The organism is Advenella alkanexedens, assembly GCF_019132845.1.
GTDB lineage: Bacteria > Pseudomonadota > Gammaproteobacteria > Burkholderiales > Burkholderiaceae_B > Advenella > Advenella alkanexedens.
In genome coordinates, this window is sequence record NZ_JAHSPR010000002.1 from 137,837 (window position 1) to 153,628 (window position 15,792).

At 44.8% G+C, this 15,792-nt stretch carries 14 protein-coding genes; 5 read left to right on the forward strand and 9 right to left on the reverse strand.

All coding sequences use genetic code 11. The features are described from left to right. Window positions 1-6: 6 nt before the first annotated feature. Together KU392_RS03110 and KU392_RS03115 are read left to right on the forward strand one after the other, a co-directional pair. Window positions 7-1,140 (forward strand): glycosyltransferase family 4 protein, encoded by a 1,134-nt coding sequence (locus KU392_RS03110; RefSeq protein ID WP_217734535.1) that lies wholly within the window; start codon window positions 7-9, stop codon window positions 1,138-1,140. A 63-nt stretch (window positions 1,141-1,203) separates the two neighbouring features. After that, the gene (locus KU392_RS03115) at window positions 1,204-3,231 is read left to right on the forward strand and encodes a hypothetical protein (protein ID WP_217734536.1); all 2,028 of its coding nucleotides are present in this window, start codon (window positions 1,204-1,206) and stop codon (window positions 3,229-3,231) included. A gap of 31 nt (window positions 3,232-3,262) precedes the next feature. Here KU392_RS03115 and KU392_RS03120 read toward each other — a convergent pair whose 3' ends face one another. The 7 genes from KU392_RS03120 to KU392_RS03150 form a co-directional block, all read right to left on the reverse strand. After that, window positions 3,263-3,640: an EamA family transporter gene (locus tag KU392_RS03120; RefSeq protein WP_217734537.1), complete on the reverse strand. Its 378-nt coding sequence runs from the start codon at window positions 3,638-3,640 to the stop codon at window positions 3,263-3,265. A gap of 44 nt (window positions 3,641-3,684) precedes the next feature. Beyond that, window positions 3,685-4,632 carry a polysaccharide deacetylase family protein gene (locus tag KU392_RS03125; RefSeq protein WP_200236053.1) on the reverse strand — a complete coding sequence of 316 codons (948 nt, stop codon included), beginning with the start codon at window positions 4,630-4,632 and terminating at the stop codon, window positions 3,685-3,687. Next, entirely contained in the window at window positions 4,629-5,282 is a 654-nt protein-coding gene (locus KU392_RS03130) for a class I SAM-dependent methyltransferase (protein WP_200236051.1), read from the reverse strand. The genes KU392_RS03125 and KU392_RS03130 overlap by 4 nt, the downstream gene beginning before the upstream one ends. Continuing rightward, window positions 5,275-6,234, reverse strand: a complete 960-nt coding sequence (locus KU392_RS03135) for a glycosyltransferase family 2 protein (RefSeq protein ID WP_217734538.1) — start codon at window positions 6,232-6,234, stop codon at window positions 5,275-5,277. The genes KU392_RS03130 and KU392_RS03135 overlap by 8 nt, the downstream gene beginning before the upstream one ends. 1 nt (window position 6,235) lies before the next feature. Beyond that, window positions 6,236-7,294 (reverse strand): ATP-grasp domain-containing protein, encoded by a 1,059-nt coding sequence (locus KU392_RS03140; RefSeq protein ID WP_217734539.1) that lies wholly within the window; start codon window positions 7,292-7,294, stop codon window positions 6,236-6,238. 406 nt (window positions 7,295-7,700) lie between these two features. Beyond that, window positions 7,701-8,840: a dTDP-4-amino-4,6-dideoxygalactose transaminase gene (rffA, locus tag KU392_RS03145; RefSeq protein WP_217734540.1), complete on the reverse strand. Its 1,140-nt coding sequence runs from the start codon at window positions 8,838-8,840 to the stop codon at window positions 7,701-7,703. A gap of 61 nt (window positions 8,841-8,901) precedes the next feature. After that, the gene (locus KU392_RS03150; RefSeq protein WP_217734541.1) at window positions 8,902-10,524 is read right to left on the reverse strand and encodes a hypothetical protein; all 1,623 of its coding nucleotides are present in this window, start codon (window positions 10,522-10,524) and stop codon (window positions 8,902-8,904) included. A 327-nt stretch (window positions 10,525-10,851) separates the two neighbouring features. Between KU392_RS03150 and rfbB the strand changes: the two genes are divergently transcribed. Next, window positions 10,852-11,937, forward strand: coding sequence for a dTDP-glucose 4,6-dehydratase (rfbB, locus tag KU392_RS03155; RefSeq protein WP_217734542.1), 1,086 nt, complete (start codon window positions 10,852-10,854; stop codon window positions 11,935-11,937). Between the two features lies 1 nt (window position 11,938). After that, entirely contained in the window at window positions 11,939-12,811 is an 873-nt protein-coding gene (gene rfbA, locus KU392_RS03160) for a glucose-1-phosphate thymidylyltransferase RfbA (RefSeq protein ID WP_217734543.1), read from the forward strand. On the opposite strand, the gene KU392_RS03165 is transcribed toward rfbA, so the two are convergent. Continuing rightward, complete coding sequence (locus KU392_RS03165) at window positions 12,812-14,095, reverse strand: exopolysaccharide biosynthesis polyprenyl glycosylphosphotransferase (protein WP_217734544.1); 1,284 nt, start codon at window positions 14,093-14,095, stop codon at window positions 12,812-12,814. It lies immediately after the preceding gene. 381 nt (window positions 14,096-14,476) lie between these two features. Between KU392_RS03165 and rfbC the strand changes: the two genes are divergently transcribed. Further along, a complete protein-coding gene (gene rfbC, locus KU392_RS03170) occupies window positions 14,477-15,022 on the forward strand; it encodes a dTDP-4-dehydrorhamnose 3,5-epimerase (RefSeq protein ID WP_217734545.1) in 546 nt (181 codons plus the stop codon). 38 nt (window positions 15,023-15,060) lie between these two features. On the opposite strand, the gene KU392_RS03175 is transcribed toward rfbC, so the two are convergent. After that, on the reverse strand, window positions 15,061-15,783 hold the full coding sequence (locus tag KU392_RS03175) for a polysaccharide deacetylase family protein (RefSeq protein ID WP_217734546.1): 723 nt from the start codon (window positions 15,781-15,783) through the stop codon (window positions 15,061-15,063). Window positions 15,784-15,792 lie beyond the last annotated feature (9 nt).

Here is a 15,792-nt window from a genome sequence, read left to right on the forward strand (position 1 = left end):
TTAAGCATGAAAGTTATACTTAATGTCGAGCCTATACGTTTTCCATTAACCGGGATTGGTCGTTACACTTATGAGCTGGCTAAAGCGTTGCGCACATCCTCCTGTATTGATGAGCTGAAATTGTTTTCAGCAACTCGTTTTTTGCAGGAACTGCCGCAATCTGATTTGAAAGATAATCCTGTGCATGGACTTAAACGGGTGGTTCAAAAGAGCTATCTGGCCATGGAGGCGTATCGTTTATTGATGCCGTGGCTTCGTTCCAAAGCCTTGCGTAAGCATGGCGATTATATTTATCACAGCCCCAATTTCTTTCTGCCTGTGTTTCCCGGCAGGAAAGTGGCCACTTTTCATGACCTTTCACCGTTTACCTGGTCTGAGTGTCACGATCCGGTAAAAGTGCGTTACTTGCAGAAAGAACTTCGTACAACACTTCACAGAGCTGATCGCTTAATCACTGATTCAGAGTTTACGCGCTGTGAGTTGGCGGAGTTTTCAGGTCTGGCAATGGATAAGATACATGCGGTTCCATTGGCCAGTGCACCCGAGTTTCAGCCTTATCCTGAGGTTGATCTGCAACCTTTGTTAAAGCGCTATCAGCTTGAGTACCAGGGATATAGTCTTTTTGTAGGAACGATAGAACCACGTAAAAATATCGTGACATTATTGGATGCCTATGCGCGTTTGCCTGTCAGCGTTAGGCGCCAATGGCCTTTGATTCTCACAGGCTATAAAGGATGGCAAAGTGAGGCCATTCATGCACGGATTAAAGACGCTGAAAGACAAGGGTGGGCCCGATATTTGGGCTTTTTGCCAGCAGAAGATTTACCGGGTTTATATGCGGGGGCAAGGTTATTTGCTTTTCCTTCCCTATATGAAGGGTTTGGATTGCCTGTGCTGGAAGCAATGAGTTCAGGTGTGCCTGTTGTCTGTTCTGACAGTTCCTCTTTGCCAGAGGTGGTGGGTTCTGCCGCGTTAATGTGTGCACCCATGGATGTTGAAACGTTAGCCATGAATCTTCTCAAGGGATTGGAAGATAATATTTGGAGAACGCAGGCTGTGACACAAGGATTACAGCGATCAGCCGGCTTTTCATGGGAGCGGTGTGCGCAGGAAACCATTGCGGTTTATCAGAAGTTATAAATACTTGATAAACTTTCGTTTTTTGTAACCGTCTGGTTGATGCGCTTATTTTGAGGAAGGGTTGTGATTAAGAATAAGAAAATATTGAATCATTTGGCACTTGGCGTGGCAGCAGCATTTCTTGCGATCAATATCGGTTTGCTTGTCTGGTATCTGTTTATTGAATATCAACCTGAGTTTCACTCTGATAGTGCGGTTAAGGTTTTACTTGCCAGAGAGATTTTTGATACCAAAGATTATTTTCCAAATGATTGGAATTATATAAATAATGATCTTTTTGTTTTTTTTGGACATACATTCATTATTCCGCTGCTCGGGTTCATGCCGGCCGGTTTTACCGTCCATGCTATTTCCGGTTTGATTTTTTCCGTACTGCTATTAAGTGCTATCTGGTTTATTTCAGGTATAACAAATTTAAGTCTTGCACGCCGTATTTTTATTGTGGCGGTTGCTGCAGCGGGTGTCTCCAGTTTTATGGCAGAAAATCTATATGGGCAGGTCAGTTATGGCTTTGATGTGACGGTTTGTTGCTATCTGATTGTGTTTGCATGGAAATTTTTTAAATCCAATGGAAAATTTGCGGTTGTATGGGGAGCGGTTTTCTTTCTTCTTGTGACGCTGGTGTATTGGGAAAATCCACAGAGAGCCACAATAAGTTACGGACTTCCTTTTTTAGCGGCAGTCTGTTGGTTGCTTTGGATGGGGAATGCTGTTGGTCGCCATAAGCTTTGGCAGGCGCTTGCCATATTCTTTATGGGTATTGGCATTGGTGCTTCGTTGCATTTCTATACTTTATCAGGCGTCATAAACATACTGACAGTGGGAAATGCGCTTTGGCTTCCCTATAAGCTGATGCTGAAAAATCTCAGCCTGGTGCCTCTGGGTGTTTTATCTATTTTTGGTGGTTTTCCAACGCCAGGCAAACCTATGGTTAGTTCCACAGGCGTTTATGAAGCCTTACGGTTAGCGGTTGCCGTTATTACCACTTTATTGGTTCCATGGGCAGTTTATAAGGCTTTTCGTTATGCTGACGACGGCATGAAATTCTTTGGCGGTTTTGCTGTCATGGCGTTTGCCGGGGTTTTCTTTATATATATTACGACGACCCTTGCAGATATGAGTGACCCGGTTCAGAGTGCAAGGTATCTGGTGCCCTCCCTGTTTTTGGGCTTTATAACGTTATTAATGAGTCCTATAGACCGGGTCAGATCTCCACTTCCGGCAATCGGCATGACCTTTATGATTGTTTTCTATCTTGTGAATGGTTATTTGGTTTATCACTCGTCGCCGAAGGAGCGGGCAGAGATGGCATGGGGGCAGCCAGGCCAATACCATATGCAGCTACAAGACCTTGTGGATTTTCTTGTTGCCAATAAGCTTGAGTATGGTTATGCCACATACTGGAATGCAGGTGTTGTGAGCGTTTTGAGTGATGAGAAATCATTGGTACGCCAGATATCCATAAAAAACGGGATTCCTGTTCCCGTGCGGCATTTGTCTTCTAACCGGTGGTACCGGCCCTCAGCGTGGCACGGAGAAACTTTCTTATTGCTGACCAATGAAGAGGCGAAGCATATTAAATGGGATGCCCTTGAGGCATATAATGTGGAACCCATCCGACATTATGCAATCAAGGATTTCGAAATTTATGTTTTCAAGGATAATCTGGCCAATCATTTGCCAGGTTGGGATACTCGTTTTGAGACACCCTTTAAATTCGTGATGAACGAGCATGCTTCAAAACAGATCGGGCATTTTGACAAGGAGGAACGTGTTCTCGTTGCCGAGCAGGGAGAGTCAGGTGCTTTGCATTATGGACCTTATATTAAGGTTGATCCAGGGCATTACAAGGTGAGTTTTGATATTTTGGCTGCCCATAATCCGGCCGGGGCTGTCAGGCTTGATGTGGTTGGCAACGAAGGTAAGATGTATGCCGAGACAATGCTGACAGCGAGTGAGCATCCTCAGCCCCTTTATTTCACACTTGATAAGGCACAGATAATGGAGTTCCGGGTATGGGCATCAGGTAATGAGCGTCTTGTGTTAAAAGGAATAACCATAGAACGCCTGCCATCGGCCAATGCCCAATAAAAACTTGCCGGCTTAACGTGTTTCCACCGCGTTATGTTCGGCTTGCTATGACAGTTCCCACAACAATTAGCACCATTCCTATGGTTTTGTTCATGGTTATCGGTTCATGTAGTAACCATGCACTGAGCAGTAAAACGATGACGAAATTCAGGCTCATGAAGGGATAGGCATAACTGAGTTCAAATTTCGTCATTGCCGCCATCCATGCCAGAGAAGCCAGGAACGCGGCAAAAAAGCCGGAAAAGATAGCCGGGTCAAATACGGCCATGATGAGAAACTTGAGTTTCGCAGCAGATGCGACAGGCATCTCACCCAGTTGTACCATTCGCCATTTAAGGATTAGCTGCCCATAGACGGTGAAGGCGATGGTCGCAAAAATGTAGAGGTGGTCAGTGAAACGAAATGGCATATGGTTGATCCTTTGGATTTTGTTAAGCTTGTGGGGGAGGAAGTTCAATAAATGGTGAATTGGTTTGCCGGGTTAAAATGGCCGATGGTTTGAAAAGAGATTTTTCGCCCCAGGAGGGACGCTCTATCAATCATGTTAAGGATATTGTTGATGAGGGTTTCTTGTGAGTACGATACAAGTGGATGGCCCGGAGTGTTGCGTGATACCAGTTCATCAGGATGCAAAATAAGCACCATATAAGGTGCTGTTGCAATGAGTTCATTGAATCCCTGAGACCAGATATCAGTACCATAACAGGGGTTCAGGTAACGCAATAAGGCTACTGAATCGTAAGGAGCCAAAATGGGGGCGACTGACAGTGGCACTTCCAGTATGTCCATTGCGGGGTGCCCGGCAAGACGGTAGTCATCATGACAAGGATGGTAGGCAAATTGTGGCGTTTTTTGCCAATCCATGCACCAGCCAGCATCATGTTTCACCCGGCCAGGCAGGGCAGAGCTATCAAAGCGAATGCCCAGCTGATTGAGCACTTGCATGCTGGTATTATCATGGTAGCAATCCCCCATGCGGACACTGTTCAGAGTTGGCACAATGCTTCTAACAGCCTGGCAAGTGTTGAGCAGGTCTTCATACATGATCCCATTGGCCTGACCGGAAGGTAATTGTGGCATCCAGCCCAATTCATGCCCATCATCATGGATCAGTTTGCCCATGTTATCCAGGAAACGATTGATAATAGCGAGGCGATCACCGAACTGATGATGAATAAATCGATCAGCCCTGACAAACCAGGTGACTGGCAAAGCACGTTGTATCTGTTGTTCAAGGAAGGGAATGGTTTTGAACAGGGATTCAAGACCCTGGAAGGTGACTTCCCATGAAGGGGCTGCAGCATGACCATGACCCATTACCGCATCAGTGGGACCAACATCAATAGTTAAGTAAACAGGCAGATCTTCAGGGGAAGAGTTGAGCCGGGTGGATATGCTCACGTTTTTCTTACCAAAATGGTGAAATCATAAAGTCCATAATCATGCAGTAATGCAACATTTCTGGCGTATTTGCGCTTGCAGATATCGAAGTAGAGGCAGGGATCCGCATAGTATAAATCATTCTTCAGTTTGTCTGGATCCGAGTAGGAAGTTAGCATATTGAATGCGAATCCATGACGACTGTATTGATCCAGGACATCAAGTGTATCAAGGATATATGCATGCCACTCGGTTGGTTCGAAGTCAAACCGCATGCCGAAAATTCCGCTGGCGACCGAGTAATCGGCAATTTCAATATCCGATAAATGGTGGAATTCAACCCGGTCATCGGCTGCGCTCATTTGTGCTCGGGCAGATGTGACCAACGCATTGTCTGAAATATCATAGCCACGATATTTAACAATATTGTTGTTGTCGGATAACATGTGCCACAGGAAGCCATAACCACAGCCTACATCGTTGATCGTAATGCCTGTATCGGGCGCAGACGGTAAAATACGAAGCAGTTGTTCATAGCGGATAGATTGTGATTCTTCACCGTTCCAGCCAACACCCTGCGGGGAGATGGCGTGACGTTCAAGCTGGTCATTATTGAAGGTTTGGGCACGTTGAATAACAGACCGGTTCTGTTTCAGGTACTCGTTAATCATAGTTCTTCCCTTGGTTGCTCAAGTGCTTACCTGGATATATTTCTTTGACGATCATGAGTGGGCGTTGTTTGGTTTCCGAGAAAACCTTGGCCAGGTAGATTCCGATTATTCCTATGAAAGAAATAATCAAGCCGCCAATCAGCCAGATAGACACCATGACCGAAGTCCAGCCTTCAAGTGATGAATTAAAGAAAATACGGTTAAGGATAAGGTAAAACGCGAAGGCACTGGAAACCATGGCCATGATGGCGCCAAAATAAAAAATGCCAAGCAATGGGCGATTGCTATAGGAAGTAATGGAGTCTATTAGCAGGGCGATTTTTTTACTTAGCGTGTATGTGGTCGGACTGTTGTCGTGCTTGGTGACGGGAAAGGCTTGCTGCTTGAAGCCCGTCAATACCCAAAGCGCAGCAATGTCTATTTCACGCTCCTTAAATTGAAGCAGTGCATCGACATATTTACGTGTCATCAGACGTGCGGTAACCAGGTCAAAAGGCATTGGCAGACCCGTGAGAAGTCGGGTGGCTTGGTAATAAAGTCGCCCGCTTATTTTGGACATTAGATTGCCTCGACGTGAGGCTTGTACACCGTAAATGACATCACAGTTATCTTCGAACAGTTTTGGCCAGAACTGTAGGATCCATTCCGGTTCTTCTTCGAGATCGGAGTCGATCAGGAAAATGTAATTGCCTGTTGCGTGACGTAATCCCGCCATCATTGCCTGGTGATGGCCGAAGTTTCTCGACAAGTCGACGAGAATAACATTTCCGAATCTGTCACAGCATTCCCTGGCGATTTCTGCAGAACGGTCCGGGGAACCATCATTGACCAGAATGATTTCAAAGGATTTGCCCAAGAGGCTCATGGCTGCATTCACACGCTCACAAAATTCAACTACGTAGTCCTGTGATTTATACATGGTTGCAACAATGGATATTTCAGGTACTGTCATATCAGTGGATATCCTCATCATTAACCAAGACCTGGATAAGCTGATCCATGTCTTGCATCATTGAGATCATTTGATCCTGGCTGTCGAATGTCAGAATCAGACAGCCGAGCATGTCACTGCCCTGTGAAAACCTTTGTACCTTTTCACCGGGTTTGACAAACATTTGTTCATTGACGATATGTGGCTGGATTTTTGGATCGTATTCAACACGTTCAAATATGCCTGGTTTTTTACTATGGACAGAATAGGTTGCGCTATAACGAAGCCATTGCCTTTCAAGTTGTACATCGTTACCCAGAGCAGACTCGACGGTTGCTGCGATCATATCGACCCCGTAAGCATTGGCAATGGCTTCCGGCATCCGGTTGCCACCGTTACGGGGACCGATTTCAATAACAAATACTTCACCATTGGGCAGGTAAAACAAATCGAAATTAAATGGCCCCTGGCGCATGCCTAATGTACTGAAAATGTCCTGGAGGACGCCAACCGCTTTTTGCTCCTGTGCTTCACTTGCTGAACTGGGGAAGGTTTCACCAACGGGGGGTGATATACCAGGTGTAAAGTGTTCATCGGCAAATGCATGAAAGATAATTTTTCCATTATGCAAAAAACCTTCACCACAGATTTGATAGCCTATATAGGGAATCATCTCTTCAATAATGATGTCGCCACTTCTTGAGTTTTCAGCGGCAAGTGCCAGGGCATTTTGCAATTGTTCCTTTTCATGGACACGGTTAATACCCCTGCTACCACTGGCATCAACCGGCTTGATAATAAGGGGAAGATCCAGTTCTTCAAGAATCTTTGCAGGTAAGTCGGCTTCATTTTTCAAGCGCTCCTGATTTAAAATCAAGAACTTGGGAGTGAAGTGCTTTTTCTCTTTCTGAAATTGGCGGAATTTGCCTTTATCGGTCAAGGTGATGACGGCATTGTATGGGTTGCCATTCAGGCCCAGACGTTCGCTGACCCAGGCCGCGGTGGGAGCACCTACATCGGTACCATAGGCAATAACGGCATCAACTTCCTGCTCTTCGGCCTTATCGCAAATGTCTTGCAAAGCAGTTGTACTTATATCGTAAGAACAATCTGCCAGTTTGTGGCCTGGATTGTGAGGTCGATTATCACATGTAATGATTTTAAACCCGGCTTGTCGTGCGTATTTGATCGGTGCCAGTTGTTGGGAGCTGGCACCAAGAAATAATATGGTTTTCGGTGATGAGTCGGATTTGTGTGTCTCGCTTGATACAGATACCACTGGGTCAGCCGTGCTTTTTGACCTGTGCCTCTCCATGAAATGCTCCCCTCTAAAGTTGCATGGGTATTTGATATTGAATTATGTTGTTTTTTTCTAGTAACTTTTTTTACTTATTGTAGCGTATTTTGGCGTGTGTCTTTGCGTTAGGCTTCTCTGGGCAATACCGAGCTTGGGGGATCCGGGCATTTTGAGGTTCATGACGATAATATCAACTTACTGCATCACATAAAACTTCAACAATCTTGTCTTGCTGCATGGTAGAAAGACCTACCCAAAGCGGTAATCGAATCAATTGTTCGGATTGACGAACAGTTACCTCGAGATCGCCATGTGTCTTACAGTACTTTAGGCCAGCGGGTGATGAGTGCAAGGGGATGTAGTGGAATACAGACAAAATTCCCTGTTGCTTTAATTTGGCTAAAACTTTCTGCCTGTCAATATCCGGTGCGATGAGCACGTAGTACATATGTGCGTTGTGCTGACAGGACTCAGGCACGACTGGACGACGTAGCACCCCTTTGGCCTCAAGCGTTTCAAGTTGACCGTGATAATGCTGCCAGCTTGCCAGCCGTTGGGTTGTGATACGTTCGGCTTCTTCAAACTGGGCCCATAGGAAAGCGGCGATCAACTCTCCTGGTAAAAATGAAGAACCTATATCTTGCCAGGTATATTTATCGATTTCTCCACGAAAGAAACGGCTGCGGTCCGTCCCTTTCTCACGGATGATTTCTGCACGCAGCTTCAAGTCAGGATCATTGACCAATAATGCACCGCCCTCTCCGGAAATGACATTTTTTGTCTCATGAAAGCTGTATGTCCCCAGATCACCAATACTGCCTAGCGCCCGTCCTTTGTAGTACGACATTAAGCCTTGGGCAGCATCTTCAACTACCCGAAGGTGGTGGCGTTTGGCAACTTCCATAATGGTGTCCATTTCGCAGGAAACACCGGCATAATGTACTGCGACGATGGCTCGTGTACGCGGGGTGATCGCTGCCTCAATGAGGGTTTCATCAATGTTCAAGGTGTCGTTTCGAATATCAACGAAGACAGGAACACCACCGCGAAGCACGAAAGCATTGGCTGTTGACACAAAAGTATATGAAGGCATGATGATTTCATCACCAGGTTTAATATCCAGCAATAGCGCGGACATTTCTAAAGCAGCGGTGCAGGAGTGTGTGAGCAATGCCTTGGCTGTGCCGCTTTTTTGCTCTAACCAGGCGTGACAACGTTTTGTGAAGGGGCCATCACCGGCAAGGCTGCCATTAAGGTGTGCCTCTGCGATGTAATGAAGTTCTTTACCCGTCATATGGGGCCAATTGAACGGAACTTTCTGATTCATCATTCTTCCTTTTGTGATCTGCGTTAATTATTGCTCATGACATTGCACTGAGCCGGCTTTACCCTTATTGAGACTTTTGGGTATTACAACGGCGCCAACTAAGATGAATGTGGCCATATTGCTGGCTGACAAGCTCTTCCAAATCCCCATCAAAATGTTCTTTGCAGTAAATGGCGAGCAGATCAAACAGGGGTTTGTCAGCAATAATAGGAACACCCTCTTTGGAAATCAGTCGCGCAATCATGCCTGTACCGTTTTTTTCTTCAAGAAATGCCCGTGAAAATGGCGCAAGAGTATCTGTTCCCAGACTGTAATGCTGGTATTTCATGGCAGACTCTGATTGTTTTAGAACCGGATAAACATTTTCATAAGGAAATGCTAGCCCCCATGTTATAACGGTATGATCCGGGAAACCAGATAGATTCTCGCGGATTGATTCTGAGTACAGTTGTGCAGCCTTGGAATCAGAGAAAACTTGTATGGTGTTGAAGATTGCTGCTACTACGATCACTACTTGTGCAAAGTACCAAGATAATCGCTTGTTTATGTGGTTGGTATTGTGCTCAAGGAAGGGGGCAATTAACATTAAAGCCAACACAGGAATATAAACTCGCAGAATACCGGGTCGACCAAGCATGCCTAATGCAAATAGGGCCATAAGACAAAGTACCCAAGTTATGAATAGCTTTCGACTTGGTAATATGAAAAACAATAATATGGCTGTCAAAACGCCAGGTAGCAAAACAGGGTGCGCAAGCGCCTGAATACCTTCCCAACCATTGTTGAGTGAGTTGGGTTGGGCTGCGAGAGGACCCAGTTCGGCTAGCATTGCATTTAATGCGGTCGGATTTGCAATAGTCGGATCAGCAAAGAACCATGCTTGAATTAAAGAAATATCGTTCGTACTGTAACTATGTCGTGACAGAATTTCCGGATGCTGATTGAGTTGAACGGCCGCGCCAAAATCCGTAAACGGTACACGGGCAGGGTCTAATGCGTTGAATGCCTGCCATTCACTGCCTTGGTATGCTTGATAGTCTATAAAGGTGGCAATGCTGATGGCCAGTAAAAGACCGATTGCAGCAGCTTGTGCTGTCCTGTCTTTAAGTAATTTTGACCAGGGCAGGAATGGTAATGCAATGAGTATGATCAGTAAGAACTCATGATTACGCACAAGGTAACTGCAGAATGCAAGAACACAGCCCGCTGACAAGGCATATTTGTTTTCCTGTTGTTCATAAAGAGACCAACATGCAATTGCTGCTACAGCAAGCAGGCCGGCATTAATGGTAAATTGAGGGAAAAGGACAGGGCGTACAAGTAAAAATAATATTACGAATAGAGATACCAGCCAGCCAATTCCAAATTGGCGTAATACGAATAATATGGCCGTTCCTATTCCGACCAGCGTACCGAGGGTGATGATGGAATACCCTAATATCCCATTTATTTGAGGGATGGCACGAACAAGATAGCCCCAGACAACATTGGAAAAAACCAAAGTTGGTGAACTTACTGCGGCAAACCCATAGCCGTGAGCCACCATTGACATGCCGATATCATCGTTTGTATTCCAATATGGCTCAAAGAAAAAACAAAGAATAGATACAAATATTAAGGAAATTAAAAAAGCCCATAAAATCCGCGAGCTTTTTTGAGACAGGGAAAATCTACTTGCATTGACCACGAGAAGACGACCATTCCTTTTAAAAAATTAGTGAAATAAAAGATTTCTTTGTCAGGTTGAGCATAGCAATTACATGAAACAGTATGGCGGTCATCAGTTTGCAACTGAAGAGACCAAAACGTTTTTTGGGTTTGTGTTTTTTTATTCAGAATAATTCAACACCCATCTTACTTGCATTTGGTATAAGATACAAGAAGACACATGTTGAAATTTTTTTTAAATGATTATCATTAAAACTGATTTGAATTTTATAAAAAAGCAAAGTTGCTGATTCAGGGATAGCATCGCATCTTGATCCAAATCACTGTTCTGTAAGTTATGAGTATTATGATAAATCGAAAAATCTTAGTTACTGGTGGTGCCGGATTCATTGGGTCGGCGGTTGTACGGCATATTATCAATAACACAAACGACACCGTCATTAATATTGATAAACTGACTTATGCTGGTAATTTGGATTCGGTTGCTGCGGTACAAAACAATCCGCGCTACCATTTTGAGCAGGTTGATATTTGTGATGCCGAAAAGATTAATGCCATTTTTAAACAATATCAGCCAACGCATATTATGCATTTGGCCGCTGAAAGTCATGTTGACCGTTCAATTGACGGACCGGGTGTTTTCATCCAGACTAATATAGTGGGCACTTATACATTACTTGAGGCAACACGCTCATACCTGTCCAGTGTGACGGATGAAGTCAAGAGTAACTTCCGCTTTCATCATATTTCTACCGATGAGGTGTATGGCGACTTGCATGGTACGACAGACCTTTTTGTCGAAGATACACCCTATTCACCCAGTAGCCCTTATTCCGCCTCCAAGGCATCCAGTGATCATCTGGTAAGGGCGTGGGGGCGGACTTTTGGTTTACCTGTTTTAATTACCAATTGCTCAAATAATTATGGTCCCTATCATTTTCCTGAAAAACTGATTCCCCTGATTATTCTAAATGCCCTGAGTGGCAAGTCATTGCCCGTTTACGGAAAAGGTGAGCAAATACGGGATTGGTTATATGTTGAGGATCATGCAGAGGCGCTTTATTCCGTCATGACCCAGGCGCAGACTGGTAAAACTTACAATATTGGCGGTCATAACGAAAGAAAAAACATTGAGGTCGTGAAAGCGGTTTGTTCCTTACTGGAACAGTTGAGGCCAGTAGTCAATAATCCGCATACGCAACATATCGCTGCCTACACGGATTTAATTACTTATGTGCAGGACCGCCCCGGTCACGATGCACGTTATGCCATCGACGCAAGTAAAATTCAACGGGAATTGGGTTGGCAACCCAAAGAGACGTTTGAAACCGGTTTACGGAAAACGGTTCAATGGTATCTGGATAATGAGGACTGGTGGCAACGCGTCAAAGCGGGAACCTATCAGCAACAACGTTTAGGCTTGGGAAAATAATATGACAAAAGGAATTGTTTTAGCGGGTGGTTCAGGAACAAGGCTATATCCTATAACGAAAGGTGTATCAAAGCAGTTGTTACCTGTTTATGATAAGCCTATGGTGTATTACCCTTTGTCAGTGCTCATGCTGGCTGGTATCAGAGACATTTTAATTATAAGTACGCCCGAGGATATGCATGGGTATAAGCGTTTGTTGGGTGACGGATCCGATTATGGGATTAATCTCAGTTATGCCATTCAACCCAGTCCCGATGGTTTGGCGCAGGCATTTATTATTGGTGAAGAATTTATCGGGAACGAGAGTGTCTGTCTGGTACTGGGGGACAATATTTTCTTTGGTGAGGGTTTTGGTAATAAGCTGGAGCAAGCCGTAGGGCGTAAAGAAGGTGCTACGGTATTTGGCTATCATGTTCAGGATCCGGAACGCTTTGGAGTGGTTGAATTTGATGAGAACTTTAAAGCCATCTCTATCGAAGAAAAACCGCTTCAACCCAAATCGAATTGGGCAGTGACGGGTTTGTACTTTTATGATAATCAGGTTGTTGACATCGCAAAAAATGTAAAGCCTTCTGCTCGTGGTGAGTTGGAAATTACTACCATTAATCAAATGTATCTGGAGCAGGGCACGTTAAACGTTGAATTGCTGGGGCGCGGTTTTGCATGGCTTGATACAGGAACGCATGGCAGTCTGATGGAGGCAGGACATTTTGTACAAACCATCGAGAACCGACAGGGTTTAAAAATAGCCTGTCTGGAAGAAATCGGTTACCGGAATGGATGGCTGTCCAGGGAAGAGTTAATGGAGAAAATCAAACCGTTGGCAAAAACAGGTTATGGGCAATATTTATTGAGTTTGCTGAATCAAGCTTAGTTATCTGGCACCAAACCCAGTCAGCATAGTCTTTATAGTTAATAACGTAATGTAAAAATCCAGTGAGATTGAACAATGTTTAATATAAAAGAAATCATGTTCAATCTTGATCTGGGCCTCTTCAGTATCTGAGGTATATCCATATCGTACCTGTGCCCAGCCAGTAATGCCGGGTTTTACAACATGACGGTAACTGTAAAAGGGTATTTTTTTGTCATATTCTTCTACAAAACTGGGTTGTTCAGGTCGGGGGCCAATCAGACTCATCTCGCCTTTCAGAATATTCAAAAACTGTGGCAGTTCATCGATGCGCAATTTTCTTATGATTTTGCCAACTCTGGTCGTTCTGGGATCATCCTCCTCGGCAAACACTTCGGTGGATTCTGTCTGAGTATCATGGCGCATGCTTCTGATTTTATACATCCGGAATGGCTTGTTGCCTCTACCAACCCGGTTTTGACAGAAAATGGCAGGTCCGGGAGACTCCAGTTTTACCAGCAAGGCAGTAATCAGGACCAGTGGCAGGGTGAGGGGAAGTGTCAGGAGTACGACAACCCAGTCAAAACTAGTCTTAATAAACTCAAAAAAAGGGGAAGGCAGCAATGAGCCAATGTTGTTTTCAGTCATATGCCTGATTCTGACTCGTCCTGTCAGGGACTCAAAAACCTGCTCTGAGTTAAGGACTGGAATACGGTTAAGGGCGCATTTTGTCAGAAAACGTTCCCATTCTGGTGTAATACTTTTAAAATCCGCAACCACGGCATCATAGCGGACATTATTCAGGTTGGGTGTTTCCAGTACTCGAATGTCATGACCTTTTTTACTTAATGAGATCAATTCCTGCGTTTTGGCCTGATTGGCGACAGCCAATTTGGGCTTACGCATTCTAAAGGTCAGTATGTATTCAATGTGCAACCAGAATAGGGTGGCTAAACCACTGGTTACCAAAATGAGTCGTGAAATGGGAAACTGAAACAGGAAAGTTGTTAGAATGCAAAATCCGTAAACAGTAATGATTTGTGGAGCCAGCAGGACTGCCGATCTTCCGCCCGGATAAGAGTTGGTCAGGTAGTTGCACCAGATGTGTGTGAGTATGAAGGCAATTGAACTAATGATTAAGGCATTGAACTGACCTTGATCAATATGGTAGTAAGTCTTGAAACCGTAATGAATATAAAAGGGTAATACTACGCACAATATAAAACCCAGCAGCATTGAGACAAAGCGGGAAAGCAGAATTTTTTCATACAGCTTATGAAAACGTGACTGGGATGTTAAGCGCATATTGTTAAGAGTTTACCGAAATTTTTGATTTTTAGTGCACTGTAGAAGATTACAATGGCAGGCATATAAACTTTCAATTATTGAAATAATATGATTTATGCTAATTATAAAAACACTAGTAATATACCCGTAAATAACACTTGAAGAGATGATAATCTTGAACAAGCATAATAATTGGTAATTGTTTTGTGTGATTCTGGGCAAATTTAAAGTTTACTATGACAATTTTCGTAACCGAGGCTACCGGGTTTATTGGCAATAACTTAATCCAGGATGGGTTTGGTCAATCAGGCGAGTCTGTCGTGAATATAGATCAGCTCATTTGTGTCTGCATCAGCCAAGAGCGGTCATTAATTGCATCTGCTTAAAAATAATTGAACCATGAAAATTACTAAAACCCGCCTTCCCGATGTCTTGCTTGTTGAACCCGATGTCTTTGCCGATGAGCGCGGGTTTTTTATGGAAAGCTTTAATGCCGGGAAGTTTGAACAGGTTGTGGGACGGCGGGTAAATTTTGTACAGGACAACCATTCCCGTTCCCAGGCCAATGTGTTGCGGGGGTTGCATTACCAAATTCAACAGCCGCAGGCCAAGCTGGTAAGAGTTGTTGTAGGCAGGATTTTCGATGTGGTGGTGGACCTGCGTCGCTCATCGCCCACGTTTGGGCAGTGGGTGGCTGAAGAGTTAAGCGCTGACAATAAACGTCAGGTTTGGATACCTGAAGGCTTCGCACATGGGTTTCTGGTGCAGTCCGAGGTGGCCGAGGTGGAGTATAAAACCAGTGATTACTATGCGCCTGAACATGAGCGTTGCATAGCCTGGGATGATCCGGAGATTGATATACGCTGGCCATTGACAGCGGCTCCTGTTTTATCTGCCAAAGACCGGTCAGGAAGTAGCTTGCGTAATAGTGAGTTGTTTGATTAACCGGCGCTTGATTGATCTTTGGTTTTCCTTAGCCGGACTCAGGGTTGTTTTTCTTTCTTCACCCGTCGCTTATGCTCTTTTTGCGTCAGGCATTTCATTAAAAACGCGACCAGGCCAATATTGCCTGAAACCGTAACACGTGGCAGGCCAAACAAATCATCCTCTTTCAGTGCCAGTCCTTTTACCGTTAAAGTGGCATTGGTGTAGCCCGCCTGGCGGGTCATTTCCCTTATCGCCGCAGACTCATCTCCATACGGGTAGCAAAAGGCGGTAACCGGTACGCCAAATACGGCCTCCAGGCCGTGTTTGGAAGCTTCAATTTGCTGTCGAGCCTCATCTTCCGGCAGCTGGGTTAAATGAACATGATCTATGGTATGCGAGCCAATTTCCTGGCCGGCATTGGCCCAGTTCTGGATTTGCTGTTCGTTCATTAGTTCAGACCGGGGAATGCCTTTTTCAATATCCCAGTGGTTGTGCCCGCCCGGGTGTCCAGCCACAAAGTAGGTAGTGGCGGTAAAGCCCAGTGCCTGCAAAACGGGCAGGGCGTTGTCGTGCACGTTGGTGTAGCCGTCATCAAAGGTAATGCCAAACACTTTGCCGCTTTTTTTGCCTTCCAGGTAGGGCAGCAGGTCTTGCATGCTTAGGCCACGGTAACCCAGCCGTTTAAGCCATTGCATTTGTTGCGCAAATTTTTTGGCTGGCACGCACAGGCCACGGTAAGGCGTGCCCTTGGGGGGCATGTCGGTAATTTGGTGGTACATCAGAATAGG